This window comes from Bacteroides mucinivorans (genome assembly GCF_034654355.2).
Lineage (GTDB): Bacteria > Bacteroidota > Bacteroidia > Bacteroidales > Bacteroidaceae > Bacteroides > Bacteroides nordii.
In genome coordinates this window covers 4,984,393-5,007,725 of sequence record NZ_CP178179.1, presented here as the reverse complement: position 1 = coordinate 5,007,725, position 23,333 = coordinate 4,984,393, and the positions used below count along the sequence as shown (strand labels likewise).

Annotated in this window: 15 protein-coding genes, 1 tRNA gene and 3 pseudogenes; 10 read left to right on the top strand and 9 right to left on the bottom strand. The window is 39.5% G+C overall.

Going from position 1 to position 23,333, the window contains the following annotated elements; translation table 11 throughout:
• Window positions 1–444, bottom strand: a complete 444-nt coding sequence (locus tag VCM39_RS19080; protein ID WP_322933642.1) for an HTH domain-containing protein — start codon at window positions 442–444, stop codon at window positions 1–3.
• The gene (locus tag VCM39_RS19075; RefSeq protein WP_322933643.1) at window positions 429–1,421 is read right to left on the bottom strand and encodes an ATP-binding protein; all 993 of its coding nucleotides are present in this window, start codon (window positions 1,419–1,421) and stop codon (window positions 429–431) included. Before VCM39_RS19075 ends, VCM39_RS19080 begins: the two co-directional genes overlap by 16 nt.
• A gap of 288 nt (window positions 1,422–1,709) precedes the next feature.
• Here VCM39_RS19075 and VCM39_RS19070 point away from each other — a divergent pair.
• The 6 genes and pseudogenes from VCM39_RS19070 to VCM39_RS19045 form a co-directional block, all read left to right on the top strand.
• Window positions 1,710–1,965: pseudogene (locus tag VCM39_RS19070) on the top strand (Arm DNA-binding domain-containing protein); the annotation flags it as partial.
• Window positions 1,966–2,532: 567 nt separating this feature from the next.
• A complete protein-coding gene (locus tag VCM39_RS19065; RefSeq protein WP_322933644.1) occupies window positions 2,533–5,703 on the top strand; it encodes a DEAD/DEAH box helicase family protein in 3,171 nt (1,056 codons plus the stop codon).
• Between the two features lie 2 nt (window positions 5,704–5,705).
• On the top strand, window positions 5,706–7,337 hold the full coding sequence (locus tag VCM39_RS19060) for a class I SAM-dependent DNA methyltransferase (protein WP_322933645.1): 1,632 nt from the start codon (window positions 5,706–5,708) through the stop codon (window positions 7,335–7,337).
• Between the two features lie 4 nt (window positions 7,338–7,341).
• A complete protein-coding gene (locus tag VCM39_RS19055) occupies window positions 7,342–7,752 on the top strand; it encodes a hypothetical protein (RefSeq protein ID WP_322933646.1) in 411 nt (136 codons plus the stop codon).
• Complete coding sequence (locus tag VCM39_RS19050) at window positions 7,753–8,931, top strand: restriction endonuclease subunit S (RefSeq protein WP_322933647.1); 1,179 nt, start codon at window positions 7,753–7,755, stop codon at window positions 8,929–8,931. It begins immediately after the preceding gene.
• Window positions 8,932–8,982: 51 nt separating this feature from the next.
• Window positions 8,983–9,735, top strand: coding sequence for a DUF2971 domain-containing protein (locus tag VCM39_RS19045; protein ID WP_322933648.1), 753 nt, complete (start codon window positions 8,983–8,985; stop codon window positions 9,733–9,735).
• Here VCM39_RS19045 and VCM39_RS19040 read toward each other — a convergent pair.
• The 6 genes and pseudogenes from VCM39_RS19040 to VCM39_RS19015 all read right to left on the bottom strand — a co-directional run.
• A pseudogene (locus VCM39_RS19040) lies at window positions 9,701–9,805 on the bottom strand (restriction endonuclease subunit S); the annotation flags it as partial. The gene VCM39_RS19045 and the pseudogene VCM39_RS19040 overlap by 35 nt on opposite strands.
• Before the next feature lie 438 nt (window positions 9,806–10,243).
• A pseudogene (locus VCM39_RS19035) lies at window positions 10,244–10,593 on the bottom strand (outer membrane beta-barrel protein); the annotation flags it as partial.
• Between the two features lie 33 nt (window positions 10,594–10,626).
• Window positions 10,627–11,025: a bactofilin family protein gene (locus VCM39_RS19030; protein WP_025866819.1), complete on the bottom strand. Its 399-nt coding sequence runs from the start codon at window positions 11,023–11,025 to the stop codon at window positions 10,627–10,629.
• Window positions 11,026–11,539: 514 nt separating this feature from the next.
• The gene (locus VCM39_RS19025; RefSeq protein WP_122200964.1) at window positions 11,540–12,472 is read right to left on the bottom strand and encodes a metallophosphoesterase; all 933 of its coding nucleotides are present in this window, start codon (window positions 12,470–12,472) and stop codon (window positions 11,540–11,542) included.
• Window positions 12,473–12,533: 61 nt separating this feature from the next.
• Window positions 12,534–15,356, bottom strand: coding sequence for a TonB-dependent receptor (locus VCM39_RS19020; protein ID WP_322933649.1), 2,823 nt, complete (start codon window positions 15,354–15,356; stop codon window positions 12,534–12,536).
• Window positions 15,357–15,696: 340 nt separating this feature from the next.
• A tRNA-Met gene (locus tag VCM39_RS19015) sits at window positions 15,697–15,770 on the bottom strand.
• 223 nt (window positions 15,771–15,993) lie between these two features.
• Here VCM39_RS19015 and VCM39_RS19010 point away from each other — a divergent pair.
• The 4 genes from VCM39_RS19010 (at window position 15,994) to VCM39_RS18995 (ending at window position 20,863) form a co-directional block, all read left to right on the top strand.
• Complete coding sequence (locus VCM39_RS19010; RefSeq protein WP_002559154.1) at window positions 15,994–16,380, top strand: START-like domain-containing protein; 387 nt, start codon at window positions 15,994–15,996, stop codon at window positions 16,378–16,380.
• Between the two features lie 79 nt (window positions 16,381–16,459).
• Complete coding sequence (locus tag VCM39_RS19005) at window positions 16,460–18,361, top strand: LptF/LptG family permease (RefSeq protein ID WP_322933650.1); 1,902 nt, start codon at window positions 16,460–16,462, stop codon at window positions 18,359–18,361.
• Between the two features lie 11 nt (window positions 18,362–18,372).
• The gene (locus VCM39_RS19000) at window positions 18,373–19,587 is read left to right on the top strand and encodes a bifunctional 3,4-dihydroxy-2-butanone-4-phosphate synthase/GTP cyclohydrolase II (protein ID WP_221650334.1); all 1,215 of its coding nucleotides are present in this window, start codon (window positions 18,373–18,375) and stop codon (window positions 19,585–19,587) included.
• 82 nt (window positions 19,588–19,669) lie between these two features.
• On the top strand, window positions 19,670–20,863 hold the full coding sequence (locus VCM39_RS18995; protein WP_221650335.1) for a pyridoxal phosphate-dependent aminotransferase: 1,194 nt from the start codon (window positions 19,670–19,672) through the stop codon (window positions 20,861–20,863).
• Between the two features lie 128 nt (window positions 20,864–20,991).
• Here the strand turns inward: VCM39_RS18995 and VCM39_RS18990 are convergent, their stop codons facing one another.
• Window positions 20,992–23,265 carry a CotH kinase family protein gene (locus VCM39_RS18990; RefSeq protein WP_322933651.1) on the bottom strand — a complete coding sequence of 758 codons (2,274 nt, stop codon included), beginning with the start codon at window positions 23,263–23,265 and terminating at the stop codon, window positions 20,992–20,994.
• Window positions 23,266–23,333 lie beyond the last annotated feature (68 nt).

Below are 23,333 nucleotides of genomic sequence, written 5' to 3'. Positions count from 1 at the left end.
TTAGTTACCATAAGTTATAATTTCCCAATGCCCTCCTTTTTTGGAACCGACATAGCGGACTATTTCGGATAGGGTGGCGAGTTCACGTTCAATTGTTTTTGCAGAAACACCAATGGTAAAGGCAATCTCGGCTCTAGTTGTCTGTGGATTTTTGCTGATTAGAGTTATGATTTGTTGCTGGCGTTCCGTCAAGTTTATAGCGACACTTTTAGCGACATCGCTCGTCTCCGATTCACGGGTCTGGAAATCGAAAGTAACTTTTACGGAATTAATTGTCGTTTCAATATGCATTGGACGACCGGTTATTTCCTGCCAACGTTTGAGCTTGCGGAGTCCATAACCAAGGTTTTCTGACAAGTGTGCAAGCCGGAATAGCTTTGCGATTACCGGATTGCGTGGCTGCGACTCAAACGAATTTTCCATCACATTCAACGGCATCGGCATACCTCCAGGATTAAGGAACTCAATCCGGTCATCGAAAACATGAATACAACTGCGGCGAGGACTGAAATGGTCGGCATGGGCCATTTGATTTGCCATTGCCTCACGCAGGATGTTGTATTCAGAAAATCCTCGACAGATTGTCCGCGCTCGTTGATGCCAACCATTGGCGTATTGACAAGAGTACGGAGGCGGCGAAGAATAACCCGGCTGGCTTCCCAAAGATTTTGTTGTTCAGGTATGTGGTATGTGTAATTATTCGTCATCGCCTCTACACCTACACCGGGTATCTCAACATAGTCAGCACAGAATGTCGGGACAAAATTAAAGGTATATGGATTCTTTCCAAGCATTATTAAGCCACCAAAGGTAAGTTGTCCGAAATGGTCGGTAATGCCTACTCCTTTACAAAATTCTTCATCACTTACGCTGTCAAGATGTGAAACTAATCCCCAATGACGTACCTCACCTCTAAAATCAGCCAGTGCATCACGATTGAGCATATCAATGTTGGTATCAGGTATGGATTTCTGCGACTGGATACCAAAAGACTGGTCACGAATCATTGACATTATTTCCTGTTGTGTTGCTCTTTGGTCACCGCTACCCATGCGGATAAAGGTGTTTTCGAGGGAACCAAAATAAACAGGCTTGACCTCTGATGACGGCATATAAAAGGCTATGATATTCTTACTGTCAATCTCATAACGATGAAGTGTTGCAAAAAGAGGAACATTGAATTTCTTGGAACGTAGTGTCCCAAAGAAATCCTGTTCAAGTTTCTCGATATTGTCAACACCGCTAATCTCAAAAGACTTATCAAACTGCTTCACACCAAGCACAATCCAACCGCCGGAGCAATTTGAGAAAGCACTTACGGTTTCCCAGATATTCTTCGGCAATTCTGATTTTGCAGCTTTGACTTCGAAATCGTCCCATTCTATGTCACGTAGCCGTGTTACAAGTTCTTCTTTCGTCATTTCAAATACAAAGTTAGACAATATTTTTTTTGTAGCAAAAAAATATTAGAAACTTACAAGGATAAAATAAACACCTAACAGAATCGCAAATTTGCGAAAAGCGTTAAGCCATCTGAAACTGTTTATAAGCTAAACAGCGCAAAATTTCAGTTGCCACTTCATTATCGTGTGGAATGGAACTTTTTTTAAGTATCTCTTTTTTCTGTGTTTTGTGCAAATTTGCTTAGTTGTTGATAACTCACTATAATTTAATTTTGTAATTTCAAAAAGAGTTGAGTTATGTGAAGCATATTCAAAGTATTATTCTATGTGAAAAAGCCCAACGGCAACCTACCTTTGATATATCGCCTTACAGTAGACGGAGAGATAAAATAGTTCTGCTGTAAGATAGATTTTTCCTACGCTTGTGGGACGTAAAAACAATCGTGCTTCAGATAAAAGTGTTGAAACGCAGAGTATCAACATTGTCGTTGATAAAATCCAAGTAGCAGTAAACCGATATTATCAAAAACAGATGAGGACAAACGGATATAGTAAAACCGCTATGAGCGAGTAGAAAATATATTAATTATTCGGGATTCCTGCTTCAACATTTAGGGCAGAGATAAAGGCTCTCTACAAGAGCGAAGTTTTGAGAGATTACGAGATAAAGTGCACCAATCTCATATCGAAAAAATGCTGTGTGGAGATTTACAATCTCAAGACAATAACCGTTTTTGTCCTTAATATTGGTTCACTTGGGGCTGAAAGGCTGCACAAGGCACTGTTAGACAAGGATAATATACGGACGAAAAGAGAAAACGACATTTTTTGTTTCATTATTTGCGGATTGCAAGTTTTATAGCTGTTGGTAAGCGTGATGACATATCAAAAAGCCGTTAAAACTAAAATATTGAACCTGATATTTATATCGTTCTGCAACGATTTTTATAAACTCAATTCTCAAATACGCAATAGAACTCAATAAAAAGTGCTAACTTTGCATTTGCTAAATAATGCGTTAATGACCTGAAATAAAATATTAACAACAATATATCTTCACAGTCTAATAGGCTTTGGTCAGCCTCGCAAAGATAGTGAAGGTGTTTTGCTTTAATAATACGAAAAAGCAATGGGTGCATTTAGTGAAGATAGCAGAGTAAAATTCCCCACTCTCATCCATCTTATAGGAATGGGGTATAAATATATATCTCAAAAGGGACTGTCTACTAAATACGTACACGTTCCTAAAGTAGAATCAGATACTCTTACAAACATTTTGTTAAAACCGTTTTCGGAAACCTATTTACGTCTGAATCCTCTATCTACACAAGAAGACGCAGACGCTATGCTTCATCGCATTCAGAAGTCACTTAATAACGATGATCTCGGTAGGCAGTTCTACAAAGAAATACTGCTTGACACCACGAACAAAATAATAGACTTGTCTTCTTCCACGAACTTCATTCGTAACAACACATTCCAAGTGGCAACAGAAATGACTTGTGGCGATTTGGCAAGTGACAATTTCCGCCCAGACATTACCATTTTCATCAATGGTTTGCCGCTTGCTTTTATTGAAGTAAAAAAGGAGAATAATCATGAAGGGATCGATGCCGAGCGTAGCCGTATGAAGACGAGGTTTGCCAATCCTTGTTTCCGTCGTTATTTGAATATCACACAAATTATGGTATTTAGCAATGACATGGAATATGATGAACAACTCAAACAAGGTGCATATTATGCCACTATTGGCAAAACCAATACCCTTTATAATTGCTTTCGTGAGGAAGGGCAAAGCAGTTTCCCTATTCAGAAAAGATATAACCAGGTATCTGCCAAGGATGAAGAAATATTGCTGCGTGACAACAATGTGCCTCAATATAAAAACAATAGTGAGTACAAAACGAACTGCAAAGTAGAAACACCGACCAAACGAATTTGTGAGAGCCTGTTTAGTTTTGAGCGTTTTTACTTTTTCTTGCGCTATGGAATAGCCTATGTAGATCATCCCAACGGATTACAAAAGCACATTATGCGCTATCCTCAAGTGTTCGCAACAAAAGCGATTGAACGCCATCTTGATAAGGAGGAGCGTAAGGGTATTATTTGGCATACTCAAGGTAGCGGAAAGACTGCGCTTGCATATTTCAATGTCAAATACCTGACCGATTATTATTCTTGTCAAGGCATAGTTCCGCAATTCTTCTTTATTGTAGACCGTATTGATCTTTTAGAGCAGGCACAAAAAGAGTTTGTCCGCAGAGGACTTAAAGTAAATCCTATTCAAAGTAAGGAGGACTTTGCTAATCTTATAAAAGATGGTGTAACTACCCAAAACCAAGACGGAAAATTGGAAATAACCGTTGTCAATATCCAAAAGTTCTCTAAGGACAGCCGAGCACTCGCCAAAAATGCGTATAACGTCAAGGTAAAACGCATTTATTTTATTGACGAGGCACACCGTAATTATAACCCCAAAGGTAGTTTTTTAAAAAATTTGATTGCGAGCGATGAGAATGCAATCAAAATAGCATTGACAGGTACACCCATAATCGGCGAAGGATATAACACTAAAGATATTTTTGGTGATTATATTCATACATATTATTACAATGCTTCTATTGCAGATGGCTACACGCTTCGGCTCATACGCGAAGATATCGGATCGAACTTTAAGATAACAATGAAAGAAGCCCTTAACAGCATAAGGGTAAAAAAGCAAACTGTTAAAGAAGTCGATGTCTATGCCCACGAAAACTATGTACATCCGTTACTCGACTACATAATTAACGATTTGCAGGAGTTTCGAAGCAAGTATTCCGACCCTTCATTGGGGGCACTTGCTGTATGCAACAGCAAAGAACAAGCAATAATGATGTATCAGCTGTTTCTGAAAAACTATGCCGATGACTCGGAACTTGATAATTATACGGGCGAGGATGGGCAAATAATCTACCGCAGTATCTCGGCTAATGAAATTGAGGTCAAGAAGACTGTGCCTCGAAAAGGACGTTACCGTGCCGCCCTTATTTTGTTTGACAGTTATGGAAATTCTAAATCTGCTCGTTCCAAATGGATTGACTTATTTAAAGACGGAAAAGTTGATTTACTCATCGTATTTCAAATGCTACAAACAGGCTTTGATGCTCCGCGATTGAAGAAGTTATATTTGCATCGTATGGTCAAGGAGCATAATCTACTGCAAACACTTACGCGCGTCAATCGTCCGTATAAGGCAATGAAGTTTGGACATGTTGTGGATTTTGCAAATATCGAGGAGGAATATAGTAAGACGAAAAAGGACTACCAAGAAGAACTTAAAAAGGAGGTCGGTCAAGAAAGTATCTCTTCTATAGATAAGCTGTTTGTTACCATTGAGGAAGCAATGAAAAATGTTGCAGATGCTAAAACAACTTTGGCTGACTACGACTTGACCAATCCTCAAATATTTTCTCGCCAGCTCAATTTGGTAGATGACCTTGCCACCGTCCGTACCATCAACAAAAGTTTGGAAATCCTGCGCAGTATGCAGAATATGCTAATCTCACAGGAAAGTCCGGAAGCGAAAAAGATTGTCGATATACCCGAAATATCAAATTTTATCAAAGCGACGCGCAATCGTCTCGATCTTCTTTCATATGAGCAGAACTCGAACGACCGTGAAAGCGTTAAGCAACTGCTGAATGCCACTTTGGAGAACATACACTTCTCGTTTTACAAAAAAGGCGAAGAAGAACTTGAACTTCAAGAGCAATATAAACAGTCAGTAGCTCACACACGTAACCAATTAAATGCTTGTGTCGATCCCGATGACCCAGAATATCGTTCTATTCTTGCTGACTTCCTCGCACTTTTCAAGAAGAAGGAAATGGAATCGGAAAGTGAGTTTAATATGCACGACCGTGTCCAAAATATTAACAGCATACTAAAACGCATTCGACAAATGAACGAGCGTGATGCGTTGCGGGCGATTGCCTATAATGGCGATACCAAGTTCGTGCGTATCGAAAAACGTTTGGCCGAACGAGCCGACAGAGAAGAACAAGAGCATACCGAACCTCGCACCTATGCTTGGACAAAAAAGAAAGAGCAGGTTACGGCTGTCTTGCTCCTCATAAAAGAAGATGTAGACGATGCTTTCTTCCACAACGAGGCGATTGTTGAAACACCGGCTTACTTTACCAAAAACATATTAACTTACGTCACCCGCCGTTTTAAGGATGCGCAGATTTCTACGGAGCGCCCGGCTCGTAAATATGTTAGTGACGTTATTTTCAAAGAATATCAAACTATATACTGATTATGAGTATTGACATTATAAAGCAACAGACCAAAGAACTTATCGACCGTCTGAAAAGCACAACAAATAATATTGGTCTTGGTAACAGCGGAAATGAATATACGGTTATCGTAGAAACTTTTCTATATAAGTTTCTCAATGATAAATTTATTTATGAGGCAAAACGCATACTACCCGAACTTGTTGATGCAGAAGATGTTTATGAGGCGTTGGAGCAACTATCCGATGATAAATATGAGGAAATGTGCGACATGATGCTTGATACTATTGTATTGAAAAAAGAACATCTTATTCCGTATCTCGCTAAACGTCAGAATGAGGATAATTTTGCGTCTTTATTTGATGCGACGTTGGAGGCTATCGCTGACACCAATGAGGAGATTTTTTACATTCTCAACGAGGACGAAACCCGTATTTCCATTATGAAACCGCTTTCGGAAGTGATAACAGGAGGTTCTGCCAAGAAAAACGGCTTTTGCAAATCGTTAATCGGCGATGTGGCAAGTTTCTCTTTTGAAGCGGCTTTTGCTGCCGGGTATGATTTCTTCTCCACCATTTTCGAATACCTCATTAAGGACTACAACTCCAACGGTGGTGGCAATTATGCTGAATACTATACGCCTCACGCCATTGCCTCTATCATGGCTCAATTGCTCGTTAATGAGAATGAGGACGTAAAGAGTGTGACTTGCTACGATCCCTCGGCAGGGACGGGTACGCTTGTTATTGCCCTCGCCCATCAAATTGGAGAACAAAACTGCACGGTGTTCACACAGGATATTAGTGACAAGTCTTCGACTATGTTAATGCTAAATCTTATATTGAACAGTATGAGCCATTCTCTGACACATGTCATACAAGGAAATACGCTGAAGCACCCATATCACAAAGAAGGACACAAACTTCGTAAGTTTGACTATATCGTCAGCAACCCACCTTTCAAGCTCGATTTCTCCGAGTACCATTCCGACCTCAAAGCCGACCATTATCGTGGGCGTTTCTTTGCGGGCATTCCCAACATACCCAATAAGGATAAGAAAGGCATGGAAATTTATTTGTGCTTCTTCCAACACTTGCTTTACAGTCTGAAAGAAACAGGTAAAGGAGCTATTGTTGTGCCTACCGGATTCATTACAGCCAAAAATGGTATTGCGTTCAAAATCCGCAAACATCTTGTGGATAACAAAATACTGAAAGGCGTAGTAAGCATGCCGAGTAACGTATTCGCTAATACGGGTACGAATGTTAGCGTAGTTTTCATTGATAAAAATAAGACCGAAAAGCCCGTGTTTATCGATGCAAGCAAACTCGGTGAAACCGTAAAAATTGGAAAGAACCAAAAGACCAATCTTCGTCTCTATGAGATCGCACAGATTGTAGATACTTTCCGAAACGAAAAAGCGACAGACCAATTCTCTGTTACTCCTGCCTATGCAGAAGTAGTGGAGAAAGGATATAGCTTTTCAGCCGGGCAGTATTTTGACATCAAGATTGAGTATGTCGATATTACTGAAGAGGAGTTCAATAAGCGTATGGCAGGCTACGAAAAGACGCTCTCAGAACAATTCGCAGAAAGCCACCGGCTTGAAAAGGAGATAATAGCACAGTTGAAGACATTGAAAATTAACCAATAGTTCTATGCTTAACGATTTAATCCAATGGGCTACACTATTAAGCCCTATAATTAGTGCAATTGCTGTAATTGTTGCGCTAAGTGTTGCTCGCAGCTCATCGAAAGATGCACAGGAACAGATTAAAGCTATTCGCCACTTGCTTGATGTGTTTGTGGCGGCAAATAATTTGGACATAGTAGAAGCACAGCGAAAATATCAGCAGCAACTTGTAGAATTAGACAGCCAAATTGAAGATGTACAGATGAAAGTTGATACTGTATATCCTTTTGTAGGAGGAGCAAGAATTGACCATATTATAGCCGCACAAGAAAAAGCGAAACAAAAAGCGTATCTTAATCAGCTATTGACTAAGCGTAAAGAGATCGAGATGAATCTGTTTCTGATTCAAGATTATATTCATAAAGCAATACAGTAAATGAAATTGAGAAAATATAAGTTGGGGGAAATTTTGGAGTTACAAAGGGGATATGATTTGCCTTCTTCTCAAATGAAAATGGGAGATGTGATTGTTGCTGGTTCAAATGGTATTATTGGTTATCATAACACAGCACGTAGTAATTATCCCTGTATTACAGTAGGACGAAGTGGCAGTGTTGGGAAAGTGCATTATTATGAACAGGCTACTTGGGCGCATAATACCGCCTTGTTTGTAAAAGATTTCAAAGGAAATAATCCCCAATATTTGTACTACTTTCTTAAGAATCTACATTTGGATAAAATGTTCGCAAAAGAAAGTAGTGTGGTCCCATCTCTTGATAGAAATATTGTTCATTCTTTGATTGTCCCATTTCATAAAGATATAACTTGCCAAAAACGTATAGCGTCAGTATTGTCAAATATTAACCGTAAAATAGAACTTAATCGTGCGATAAATCAGAATTTAGAAGCCCTTGCCAAGCAACTATACGATTACTGGTTTGTACAGTTTGACTTTCCAAACGAAGAGGGTAAGCCATACAAGTCAAGTGGTGGAAAGATGGTTTGGAATGATAAGTTGAAACGTGAGATACCAGAAAAATGGAATTCTAATAACATTTGTTTAATTGCTGATATTTTAAGTGGCGGAACACCAAGCAAACAGATTAATGAATATTGGGATTGCGGACATATACCTTTCTTTGGTCCAACTGATTATGATGGCTCAATGTTCCAATTACATACAGCAGATACAATTACCGAAATTGGTTTGAAACATTGTTCTTCTTCTCTATTTGAAGAAAATACTGTAATTATAACGGCAAGAGGATCTATTGGAAAATTAGTTATAGTAGGAACACCAATGGCTATGAATCAGTCCTGTTACGCTCTAAGGGCAAAAACAGGAAAATATGAATATTTGTACTTTTTGACCGCCCAACTTATTGATAATCTCAAAGCAAAAGGGAGCGGTTCTGTTTTCAAATCAATTATTACTTCTGATATAGAGAGTACTATGTTATGTATTGCAAATGAAGAAGTCATATCATTATATTGTGACAAAATCAGCCCCATAATGAAGCTGATTAAGAAAAATACGCAAGAAATAACTCTACTAATAAAACAACGTGACAAACTCTTACCATTGTTAATGAATGGACAAATAGCGATAGAATAAAAAATGTCTCGCATTCTCTATAAATATTTGGATATAATTGGTGCAAAGTGTATGATTGGAAATCAGAATCTCCAATTTACCAATGCTTCTCAATTGAATGATCCTTTTGATTGTCATCCTAAATTAATTGACTATTCGAATGTACCTGATACTAAACTCCAAGGATGGATACCCAAGGAGTGGTGGATAGAAAGAGAAGAAAATGACGCTCTTAATTTGCGTAACGACACATGGTTATGCAGTTTGTCTAAAGTTAATGATTCATTACTCATGTGGAGTCACTATTGCTATAATCACAAAGGTGTTTGTATAGGACTTGACATAGACAAAGTGATGGAATCTGTTCCACCGATGTTTGGTACAATATATCTTGAACCACTTGTTATAGATGTTCAATATCAGGATATAATAGAGCGTCCAAACGCATATAATAACACTTATGATAGATGTAGTTACCAATGGGGAACAAAAGCAAAGGATTGGGAATATGAACAAGAAGTAAGATTAGTCATACCAAAACCAAGTCCTATGTATGCAGTATTTACTCCTCAACAGGCAAAACATCCTAAGGAAACATGGGATTGGCGAGAGATACACCATTATATGCCGTTGAAAGGAGAATGTTTTGAGTCGATTTATTTTGGTGTCAACATAGATGAGCAAGAGAAAGAAAAAATAATTCAGTTTGTCCGTAAGAAACTTAACCCACACATCAATCTTTATCAAATGCGTGTAGATGCCGATGCCTTTAGACTACAACCAGAATTTATCAAGCCGCTAAATTCTGATTTATTGCACGGTTAAGCTCAATCTTTTTATCTAATGCAGAAAATATTTCGCCAATTCGTTTTTGTTCATGCAGTGGAATAATTGGAACAGGAAAAGAATCAAGTGCTTCTACGGATAACGCATAGCGTTGTCCGCTTCCAGATAACCAATTGGGATGATTTGAAAGAACTTAATCAAGAGATTTATATACTTCGGCTATACAATAAAGATGGTATTCCTTTTAAGACTATCAAGTATCTGAAAGGGCAGTGAGGTGAGTATGTTGGTAGGTCTGTGAATCTGTAATTATGATAAACTGTGTATATGGATTTCAAATATATGATAATGAAGGTTTTAGGCTGTTAATAACTTTAGAATAACCTGTTGGTAACGTTGTTGATAACTTTGCGAATTAATAATTAAGTACGGTGATGTCTTTATAGATTTATTGTATTTTTCGATGGTAAAGTGGTTTATATACCAAACGGGAATTATTCAGGATTTAGGATAATTCCCGTTACATTTTGACTACATGATTACGTTTTTAGAATTTATATCCGTAACCCAACATGATTACTACGTTATCATCTTTGGCAAACATAAATTTGGCTTCGGCATTCAAATAACTGTGTTCGGAAAGTGGAAGAGTGATTCCTCCTCCCAGATTGAAAGCAAATTTAGTAGAGTTGCTTCGATCTATTTCAATCTCTTTCCCTTTTATTTCAACATTGTTTTTTTATAAAAATTGTTTTGCATACCGATGCCGGCAAGGGGATAAACGGAAAACTCCTGGCCATCTTCTTTAAAGTTAAATACATAGTGGAAATTTGCGTTTACATCTAATCCGGTGACTTTATCCTTAGGAAAGAAAAAGGTTACATCTGGTGCAAGCCGATCTTATGATTATGAAGTCAGATTGATCTGGGATTATTCAAGTGATTGTCCTTGTGGCTGTATATTTTCTTCCATTGTTTTACAAGCACCGTTAAAGAGTGCTTTCGGTTCTATTTCTAACTTGCAAGTGTAAATATCTCCTTTCATTGAACATCCTGATTTCAACACTAATTCTTCTTCCGTATGTATATCTCCTTTCAGGATACCATGTAATATTGCAGAAACAGAGGTTACATTTCCTATGATTGTTCCTTGTGGACCCAATATCATGGTTTTGTGACAGGAAACGTTTCCTTCTATAGTACCATCTACTCTTAAACTTCCTTCTACATCAACTGTGCCTTTTATAACTGTCCCCATAGCTATAGTTGTCAGTTTCAGGGGCTCAGACTGTATCTGGGAATTTTTTTCATCTTTCTTTTTTCCAAACATGACGATTTTATATTAATGTTTATGCTATATATTGTTTATTTGCTTAAATATCGAATGATATTGCAAAAATAGTAAAATAATAAATATTAATATTATTTTTATTTGGAATGTGTAGGGATATATTGAAGAGCATTTATGTTTTGATTGATAATATCTCAATTGGAAAAGATTTTTAGCTCTTTTAAAATTACCAGGTATTTGAAAGGGCGGTGGTATGAATCTGTTTGTGGGTTTGTGAATATGTAATTATGATAAATGATGCGTAAAGAATCCAATTGTTTGATAATGAGGATATTAACTTGTTGATAATTTTAGCGTCTACCTGTTGATAACATTGTTCATAACTTTGTGGATAAAGAATGGGATAGGGAGAAAAAAGAAAGATTCTCTTGTTTGGAGGTGCAAAGATAACGGTTATTTTTGAATTTCCTATAATTGAGTTTAAATAAAAAGAGTACTCCTTTCATCACGAATGGAGTACCCTTGAGTTGTGTGTTTTTTATAAGAGTAGAATTTATTTCTTTCGGGTTATTGTATGAAGTACGTTCCCCTTTTTATCGATCATACGCAGGTTGAATTCTTTTTTATCAATAGAACAGACAGAAAAACCAGGTTCCGGACTACAGAACAGTGTTCCTTCGATCGGTTTTACTTTACGTGCCAGTGAGCCGGCTGAATTGACAACGTAGTCAATATCGCTTCCTGATACGCGGATATGCTGGAAGTTATGAATGTGTCCGCAGATATACATATCTACATGATGTTTTCTCAGGATGGGATCCAGATATTTTTGCAGGTCGTCTCGTTCACTGGTATCTTTGGGAGTTTCGGCGTAGATAGGATGGTGTCCTACTACAACTACCCAGTCTTCTTTGGCTGCGGTCAGTACTGAGTCTACCCAGGCGAGCTGTTTTTCTCTGTTTTGCTTGCAGGCATCCGGATAAGTCTCTTTTTCATTGCGGTATTTATTAATGATGGGGGCAGTATCCAACCAAACGACGCGGACGGTTGTACCTTCTTCATTGAATACCTTGGTGTAGTAGCGGGCAGGCATGGACCAGCGGCGGCTTATATTACTATAGTCAAGTACGGCTTGGGTATTACCGCGATATTCATGATTTCCCAATACAGGAAACCAGTCGATCATTAACTCCGGATGCGAATAGATTAATTCGTAATTTGTCATCCATAGAGGGTCATTGACGCTGCGTACACCTTCGAAATGGTGAATATCTCCGGTGGCAACAACGAACTCAGGACCGATTTCTTCTGCCATTGTTCCCATTAGTTCGGCAATTGGCTTTTGGTCATAATATCCGTTTCGTCCCAGATCATTGGCAATATAGAAATTGAATTTTTTATCGAAGATGGAATAGTCGCTCTTTTGTGCATATCCTATTGTACAGATTGTGATAAACAGAAGAACGAGAAGGCTTTTTGTTTTCATTTTATAAATTGTTCCTTTTTGATTATTAATAGATACTTGCTTTGCGTCTTTTTATAGAGATTTAGAAATTTATTTTGACTCCTGCATTTACCTTTACACCATAATGTTCTGATTGCATGGTGCGTTCTGATATTCCCTGGTAATAACGCAGAGGTTGGTTTAGCAGATTGTTAGCCTCGGCATAAAAAGTTGTTCTCAGTTTTTTACCAAAAGTATAACTGGCGTTTACATCCATGTAGTTTACTTTATCATAATAACGGTCGTAGAAAGCGCTTTCACCCATTTCATCAATAAAATCGGATGCGAAATTGTAAGATAAGCGTACGTTGAGTCCTCCTTTTTCAAAGTAGAGAGATGCATTGGCTGTATGTTCCGGTGATCCGGGCAGTTTCAGGTCTTTTTCGTTTTCACGTCCGGTGAAGTTGAAGTTGTTCACCTTGCTATGTGTATAGGTATAGGTTCCGTAGAATCCAACACACTTTAAGGCGGGAGCGATGAAACCGAAATCCCGTTGGTAGCCTACTTCTACACCTAACAAATTGGCATCTCCTGCATTGCGGGGTTGCATGAATTTATCATAAGAATTGCCTTCATACTCATATCCTCTGACTGTCTGGGTTACGATGAAGTCATTGATGTCTTTGTAATATATACCAATACTGACAAGTCCTACACTTTTGAAATAATAATCTGCACTCAGATCGAAGTTGAACGAAGTGGTCGGTTTTAATTCCGGATTACCAAGTGTCAATTCGTTGTCTTTGTTGTTGATATTTACATTCGGTATCAATGCTGAGTATTTGGGGCGCGAAAGTGTTTCGGTGAATGAACCGCGAATCTTGAAATCTTCACTGACGTTGTACTTCAATAAGACGGAAGGTAAAACGTTCAGGTAGCTGTCTTTTACATCCGGGGTAACAGTCAATGATTCCGGATCGCCATCGTCGTTCAGTGTCAGTTTGCGTCCGTTGTATTTCAAATGGGTATTTTCCAGACGCAAACCTACCATTGCACTAAGTTTCTTACCGAAGTTCTGGTCGAAACGAAGGTAGCCGGCGGTAACTGTTTCACGTGCTTTGTATTCGCCTGCCAGCTCTTCCAGATTTTCTGTTTTATTAAACAGGCTGCTGTTGTTCAGGTCGAGCCCTCCCACATATTCTTTACTGATAAATGTCCCTGCTTTGTATTTTTCTCCGGGCATATATCCATTTCTGTTTTGTTCGCTGGTATTGGAAAAACTATTTGAATTAAAAGCCTTTTCGTCCACTGGCTCATAATCATAAAACTCCAGATCTTTGTCTTTACTCTTGTCTACTACTTTGGCTCCGAATCGCAACTGATTACTATAGAATCCTTTCACTAATGGTAGTTTGAAATTCATTGAAAACTTAAGATCTTTCTCTACAATATCTTCCTGCTGCTCTGTAAGTTCTTGCAGGGAGAAATCATTATTAAGTATAAGCGTCGAACCGGCTTGTGCTGAAGCATAGGGTCTTCTTATATCGCTCAGGTCTATGTCGAAATTCTGTTTCTTTAGTTCATATCCCAGGTAGCGTTCGTTGGGACGCTCTTCTGAGGCACGGGCATAAGAGGCATTCCAGTCCATGGATAACTTGCCGAAAAGATGTTCGCCACCGAGAGTGAAATCCATCGTACGCTGACGCTCGAGGCGGGCGTTACGGTTGTTTGGACTTCCAGCCTTTGTCTGTAGGCGTACAGAGGCCTTGTTGTCGGCAACTGCGCCTTCTTTCTTCTTATTAACATCTTTGTTCAAATCTTTCAGAGTAAGGCGATACCGGTTTTCCCAGTCATTGCGATTGTTGAATATTCCTTTGAAGAATAACTTATGATTTGCGTTTATATCCCAGTCGAATGCTGCCGAGTAACTTTGGCGCTCACGGGTTACGTAGTATTGGCGAATCTGGTAATCAGTCAGGCAGATTGTTCCTTTTGAATCTGTATCCCAAACAAATTCTACATCATCAGATCCTGAGGGAGCATTTTGATAGGAAGCAGAAAGCATGACACCCAGTTTATCATTGAAAAAACGATCACCATAGGTAAAACCCAGGTTGAGTTGGGCTTTTTCACTGATCCAGTTATATCCGCTTCCGGCAGTAGCAGTGATTGTACGTTTGTAAGGAGAGTTCTTGGTAACCAGGTTGATCGATCCGCCAATGGCATCTCCATCCATATCCGGGGTTACTACTTTATTTACTTCAATGGTTTGTATCATATCCGCCGGGATAAGGTCTAACTGTACATTACGTGTATCGCCTTCGGCGGAAGGAATACGATTACCATTGATCGTGACCGAGCTTAAATCAGCAGAGGTTCCGCGAACTTGTCCGAAACGAGCTTCGCCCTGATCATATTGTACATTAATACCTGAGATACGTTTAAGTGCGTCTCCGATGTTTGAGTCGGGGAATTTCCCCACCTGATCGGCAGAAACAACGTTGGTGATACCCAAGCTGTTTTTTTGTGAGTTAATAGCCCGGCGTTGCCCTTGAAAAGCGCCTCCTACTACTACCTCTTGTAGCTCTAATCCTTCGTTGAGTACAACATCTTTTTCCAAAGTCCTTCCGGCAGGAATCGTAATTTTCATCTCTACCGGTGAGTAGCCGACGTAACTGATTTTTATGGTGTAGGTGCCTGGATTCAGATTGGAAAATGTGTAATATCCATTGACGTCACTTGTTACTCCCGTGCGTAAGTTTTCAATATAGATAGATGCTCCGGGGAGTGTTTGTTTGGAAGCATCGATGATTCGTCCGCGGATTGTTCCTTGCTTGACTACATTTACTTTCTCTTCGGCGAAAGTATTGCTGCTCATGTTTAAAAATAAGAGAATCAATGAGACTAATTTAACGAGTCGTTTCATATTTGTTAGTATGCGTTAATAATATACCGCAAAAGTAGGGGGATCATATTTCATTTTCTTTGCTGGATATTGAAGATGCGGTAACAAATATGTTTCGTTTGTGTGTCGGTGTTATCTGAAGTTGGTTGTTTATATATTGTGAGTTAATAATTACGGGCAGTATGTGGCGTGAAGTTAATTTGTTGTATATAAATTCGTTACCCTGTTGATAACTTTATAGTACACCTGTTGATAACCTTGTTAATAACTCTGTGGATTAATAATGAAAAAAAAGAAGAGGAATGTAGTGAAATAAAAAAGCGCCCAAGAGTGGAAGCCTCCCAAACGCTATTTTCTGTAGTAGCGGGACCCGGGATTGAACCGGGGACCTCATGATTATGAATCATGCGCTCTAACCAGCTGAGCTATCCCGCCATCGTTTCTCGATTGCGGGTGCAAAGATAGATACTTTTTTTAAAACTCCAAAACATTTGTCGTTTTTTTCTGTTTTTTCTATTAGAAACCCATATGTAATCTGCGATAAATTGGTACATTGGGACTGAGAAATGAAAGCATAAAGAAATAAAGTGTTTGATTTATACTGTGTAATTAGAAAAAAGTATTTATCTTGGCACACACAAATTAAGTAAATGTAACTATGAAAAGAGAGAAAATTCGTTTAGAATATCTTTTGAATGCGACCTCTAAAAATATTCTTTGGTCGGCAATCAGCACACCGACCGGTCTGGAGGACTGGTTTGCGGACAAAGTTGTGTCAAATGATAAAATCGTGGAGTTTCATTGGGGAAAAACAGAACAACGAGACGCTGAAATTATAGCTATACGTGCTTATTCTTTTATACGTTTCCGCTGGTTGGACGACGAAAACGAGCGGGATTATTTTGAAATAAAGATGAATTATAATGAACTCACAGGAGATTTTGTGTTGGAGATCGTTGATTTTGCCGAACCTGATGAGGTAGATGATATGAAGGAACTGTGGGAGTCTCAGGTAAATAAATTGAGAAGAACTTGTGGTTTTTAGTTAACTTTCAACTAAAAACTTTCTGCACTCCTTTTTTTGTGCTAATTTTGCATCTCAATCGTACGAAACGAATAGTAAGATGCTACGCATAAAAAGATTAGATATATTTATTGTAAAGAGTTTTTTGCTACTCTTTGTCGGCACATTCTTCATTTGTCTCTTCATCTTCATGATGCAGTTTCTGTGGAGATATGTGGATGAGCTTGTCGGAAAAGGGTTGGAGATGAGTGTGATGGCTCAGTTCTTCTTTTATTCGGCATTGACTCTGGTGCCTTTGTCACTTCCATTGGCCGTACTATTGGCATCACTTATTACTTTCGGAAATTTTGGAGAACGTTATGAGTTGCTCGCCATGAAAGCGGCGGGCATTTCTTTGCTTAAGATTATGCGTCCTCTCATTATACTTGTCTGTATTATTTGCGCTATCTCCTTTTATTTTCAGAATGTTATTGGTCCTATTGCCCAGGGAAAGCTGGGGACGTTGTTGATTTCGATGAAACAGAAGTCACCGGAACTGGATATTCCGGAGGGTGTCTTCTATTCGGAAATTCCCGATTATAACCTTAAAGTAGGTAAGAAGGATCGCAAAACCGGTATGTTGTATGATGTGTTGATCTATAATTTTAAAGATGGCGCAGAGAATGCACATATCATTTATGCGGATTCGGGGCGTATGGAAATGACTGCCGACAAGCAACATCTACACCTGCATCTTTATAGTGGAGAACTGTTTGAAAATCTGAAGAGTCAGAATGTAAAGGCACAAAATGTACCTTACCGGCGTGAATCTTTCCGGGAAAAACATACGATTATTGAATTTGACTCGGATTTTAATATGGCCGACGCAAGTATCATGAGCAATCAGGCGACCACCAAAAGTATGCAGACATTGCAGGCTTCTATTGACTCCATGAAATATGTGGGCGACAGCATCGGGCGGCAGTATTATAAGGAAGTTATCGGGGGCGTTTACAGTCGGCCGACAGGACTTTCCAAAGAGGATACACTTAAAATAGAAAGGGCTAATATGAGCTTATACAATGTGGACAGCCTCTTTGAAGCTGCTACTTTGATGCAGAAGCAGAAAATCCTTTCTTCGGCTACAAGCCGTGCTGAAAGCTTGCAGGGAGATTACAGCTTTAAGACCTATACGATGGATGGGAATGATTACCAGATACGCAGACACAGGACCGAATGGCATAAGAAAATAACAATTTCTCTCTCTTGCCTGCTGTTCTTTTTCATCGGTGCACCACTTGGAGGTATCATTCGTAAAGGTGGACTGGGTATGCCTGTCATTGTATCCGTATTGGTGTTTATTATTTATTATGTGATAGATAATAGCGGGTTCAAGATGGCACGTGACGGGAAGTGGGTTGTATGGATGGGGATGTGGCTCAGTTCCTCTATTTTGGCTCCGCTTGGGGCTTTTCTTACCTACAAATCCAATAATGACTCTGTTGTGCTGAATGGCGATGCTTACGTTGCGTGGTTCAAGCGTATTGTGGGAATTCGTAGCGTACGGCACTTATTCAAGAAGGAGGTGATCATTCACGACCCGGATTATACGCGGATTTCATCTGAGTTGACAGCTCTTACGGCAGAGTGCCGTACCTATATAAGTAAACGTCAGTTGAAAAAGGCACCTAATTATTTTAAGCTTTGGATGACTACTGGTGACGATGATGATATAAAAGTTATCAATGAACACCTTGAAACGTTAGTTGAAGAATTATCAAATTCTAAGTCCTTCACTTTGCTGACCGCTTTGAATAACTATCCGGTGATACCTGTAACGGCGCACGTACGTCCGTTCCATGTTTACTGGTTGAATCTGTTGGCAGGAATCATTGTTCCGATAGGATTGTTTTTCTACTTCCGTATCTGGATTTTCCGTATACGCCTTGCCCGGGATATAGAACGGATTATAAAGAACAATGAAAGTGTTCAGTTTATAATTAATGAGAATAATAATTTATAGCATGATATAGTATGGAAGAAATAAGATTGAATACGATTGATGAGGCTATTGCCGACTTTAAAGAAGGTAATTTCGTAATCGTAGTAGACGATGAGGATCGTGAAAATGAGGGTGATTTTATCATCGCAGCCGAAAAGATAACTCCGGAGAAAGTGAATTTCATGATGACACACGGACGTGGTGTGTTATGTGCACCTATAACAGAAGAGCGTTGTGCAGAACTGGAGTTGGATATGCAGGTGGCTGCTAATACTTCTATTTATGAGACTCCTTTCACTGTAACTGTTGATTTGTTGCCGGGTTGTACTACGGGAGTGTCTATGCATGATCGTGCTGCTACGATTCGTGCGTTGGCCGATCCTAATACCAAGCCTACCGATCTTGGTCGTCCGGGACATGTCAATCCGTTGCGTGCCCGTTCGCGTGGTGTGCTTCGCCGTGCCGGACATACGGAAGCAAGTGTGGATCTTGCTAAGTTGGCAGGGCTTTATCCTGCTGCTGCTCTGATTGAGATTATCAATGAAGACGGCACTATGGCACGCTTGCCGCAGTTGATGGAAGTGGCTAAACGATTCGGACTCAAAATCATATCTATTAAGGATCTGATAGCTTATCGTGTGCACATGGAATCGCTTGTGGAGAAAGGGGTAGAAGTTAATATGCCTACTCAATATGGAAATTTCCGCCTGATTCCTTTCCGACAGAAATCAAACGGAATGGAACACGTTGCCATCTTTAAAGGCACCTGGAGTGAAGATGAACCTATTCTTGTACGCGTGCATTCATCTTGTATGACAGGAGATATTTTTGGCTCTTGTCGCTGTGACTGTGGAGAACAGTTGCATAAAGCTCTGGAGATGATTGATGCTGCCGGCAAAGGAGTGGTTGTTTATATGAATCAGGAAGGGAGAGGCATTGGATTGATGCATAAGATGGAAGCTTACAAACTTCAGGAAGAAGGGTATGATACGGTAGACGCTAATATCCATCTTGGCTTTGATCCCGATGAACGTGATTATGGTGTTGGAGCGCATATTTTGCGTGAACTGGGTGTTCATAAAATGCGTCTGATGACTAATAATCCCATAAAGCGTGTGGGACTTGAAGCGTATGGGCTTGAAATTGTAGAAAATGTACCCATTGAAACAGTTCCTAATCCTTACAATGAACGATATCTGAAAACAAAGAAAGAACGTATGGGACATACGCTGCATTTTAACAAGTAAAATGGAGATTTGCTTTCATATATCAAATATTTTAGCTTATTTTGCAGCGATTTTCAATCAACAATAATAAAATAGATACAAAATGAATCAGTTATCAGACCGTTTGAACAGCTTGTCGCCGTCGGCAACACTTGCTATGTCGCAGAAGAGTAACGAACTCAAAGCACAAGGCGTTGATGTAATTAATCTGAGTGTGGGAGAACCCGATTTCAATACTCCCGATCATATCAAAGAAGCTGCAAAGAAAGCTGTAGATGATAATTTCTCACGTTATTCTCCTGTTCCGGGTTATCCGGCATTGCGTAACGCTATTGTAGAGAAGTTGAAGAAAGAGAATGGTCTGGAATATACAGCCGCTCAGATATCTTGTGCTAATGGTGCAAAACAATCTGTGTGTAATGCAGTTCTCGTATTGGTAAATCCGGGTGATGAGGTGATTGTACCTGCTCCTTATTGGGTTAGCTATCCTGAGATGGTGAAGTTGGCTGAAGGTACTCCGGTTATCGTTACTGCCGGTATAGAGCAGGATTTCAAGATTACTCCTGCACAGCTTGAAGCGGCTATTACTCCGAAGACCAAAGCTTTGATTCTTTGCTCACCGTCTAACCCTACAGGTTCGGTTTATAGCAAGGAAGAACTTGCCGGATTGGCTGCTGTATTGGCTAAACATCCGCAGGTAATTGTTATTGCTGACGAAATCTACGAACATATCAATTATATTGGCAAACATCAGAGTATTGCTCAGTTCCCTGAAATGAAGGAACGTACCGTAATCGTAAATGGTGTATCAAAAGCTTATGCAATGACAGGATGGAGAATCGGTTTTATAGCCGGACCGGAATGGCTTGTGAAAGCTTGCAATAAACTGCAGGGACAATATACGTCAGGACCTTGTTCTGTATCTCAGAAAGCTGCTGAAGCTGCTTATACAGGTTCTCAGGCTCCGGTAGAAGAGATGCGTAAAGCATTCGAACGTCGTCGCGACCTTATTGTGAAGTTGGCGAAGGAAGTTCCGGGCTTTGAAGTGAATGTTCCTGAAGGTGCTTTCTACTTGTTCCCGAAATGTGACTACTTCTTTGGTAAATCAGATGGCGAACGTACTATTGCTGATTCTGACGACTTGGCTATGTACTTATTGGAAGTTGCTCATGTAGCTTGTGTGGGTGGTGCTTCTTTTGGTGCTCCTGAGTGTATTCGTATGAGCTATGCTACAAGTGACGAAAATATTGTTGAATCTATTCGTCGTATTAAGGAAGCATTGGCAAAACTGAAATAATAGGTGATTCCGGATGTTTATCATTCGGTTGATAAGTACAAAAGATAGAGTAACCTGTATCGGTACAGAACATTGGGTTCTGGATTGATACAGGTTGTTTTTATTTTATCACTCAGGAGGGGCTGACTTTATTTCATTATTATTTTGAAGATTTGTTTACCTGCATTATTGGTGATGGTTAATAGATATATACCTTGAGAAAGGTTATTGACTGGCAATTTTATAACATTATCTGTTGCTTTTAACTGTATTAGGGTAGCTCCTTGCATTGTAGTCAATCGGATAGATGAACCTGAGATTGTTTCAATGGTTAATGCCTCACCGTTGGTAATAGGGTTGGGGTATACACTTGCTGTATTGCTGCAAACGGTATTGCCGATTCCCACAGTTCCACCTGACTCTTTTCCTTCTTTTGTGACGGCAAATATACTTGGATGCCCGTTTCCTGCATTTTCGATTTTCAGAGATGCTATTACTTTATTTTTGTTAGTAGCTATTTTCTGTTCAAACATACAGAATCTGCGGCGTCCGTCCAGCTTGTCACCGGTCAGGGCAATCCTGTCCAGATTGTATACAGCCTTGCCTGTGGGATCATCACTGAACCAGTCACCTACCGAAACAGTCTGGGTATTGGAATGAGTAGCATCTGTATAATATACGGTTACGTCTATTAAGGAACTACCGTCTGTACAGGTTGATAGGAGATGCAGAGCTTCAGTTTGTGGAGTACCCTCAAAATGCAGGGTTATTGCAGCCTCTTCTTTTAATACGGCGGCATTTTTCTTGTCATATGCAGCAAGCTGGTATTTGACACCGGTATTGGAAATAATAGTACCGTCAGCAGGCAATGATCCTTGTTCCTGAACTGCCGAAGAATAATAAATCCAGCCTTGATTATCGAGAGAGGTTGTAGAATAACTGACGGCAGGAAGTGCTTCTGCTATAACATCTTCATTGAATCCTGAACTAACGACCAGCTGAGTATATTCCGGCGTTTCGGGTTCTTTTCCAAGAAAAGCTCTGTCCATGAAAATCAGCCGTTCGTTTATCCAGCTTTTCAGATAAGATATTTCATCATCATAAGATTTTGCTACGTACTTGTTGGGCCATACGTATCTTCCCCATCTTGGCCAGGCTTGTGAATTACGTCCTTGTGCTCCTTTGGCATTTAATAATGCAGTCAATGAATCAATGGTTTGTTCGATGTGTTCGTCGGAATAGCTCGTTTCACGATACAGTTCCCAGCGTTCTTTTACCTCTTTCATAAAAGAATCGTCTTTGAGTAACTTATACCACCAGAACGGGACTAACTGATTGTCACCCGGTGATACATCATTGAAGTTGTATGCCCATGTATCCGATCTCCAGCCTTCACTATAGTCTGCATTACCAAACCCTAAATTCATATCCCATAAAGATGTTTTGAATTTAGGGTCTTTGCTGTCTCTGTATTTATATAGGTTAGTGCTCAGGCGATAACCATCTACGTTGTGGCAAAATTCTGTTGACAACATATAATCTATAAAAGATGTGACGTCGATATATTTTCTATATCCGGTTTCCGGATTCTTATAATCGGTGGCAGCCAGACTGTTTTCAAAAGCGTCAATGTATCCATGGATATAGTTTAATTGTGCTTTACTAAACTCATCCTGATCCATGTTTTTATATTGGAAAGAGATTTTCTTTCCATAAATAGGAGTTCCTTTTGAATTGACCGGAGTATGCTTAGAGTAATAAACCGGTTCGTCATCCCTGTCTACTTCCATGTGGTAGCCTCCTGTCAGAGCATCATCACTATCACCCGGATCCGGCAGATCTAAACGAAATTTACCTTTCCTTACTCTTTCAGATAAAATAAACACTCCGTAATAAGTACCGTCCATGATCATTTCACAGTATTTTCCGGTAGGTACATATTCAAAAAAAGGTCTTGCCAGGGTGAAGGCAAACACGTCTCTGATCATACTTTTGTCTGCATATGGCGCCAATAGTGCCCAGTCATTGTCTTTGCCCATGCCAAGCATAGATACTTTTTGCTTTTTGCCACCATCTTCCAATGGTTTGTCTAATGCGCGGATGGCATACGGCTTCTTATCGGAGTTGGTAAAAGAAGAGTTGCCACGATATTTTAAATCTATATACCCGGTATAGTCCGCTTTCTGGTTGGGGTGGGCAATGGTATCCATGTAATTCAGTTCACCTTCACCGTTATCTATTATTTTCATTTTGGCAGTAATCCGGTTGTCCCGATCAATTATTTGTCCTTGTGTATTGATGAATACGATAGGAAGATTTGTCTCAGTGAAAACCACATTTTTATTATCGGGTTTGTAATTGTCTGCCCGTTGGGCACAGACAGAAGAAGAAAGGAGTAATGAGAGTAGTAGTAATTTTCTCATGATATTGATGTTATTAGGTAATAAAAGGTTCTTTATATAGATAAAACAGCGGATGGGAGGAAAACACT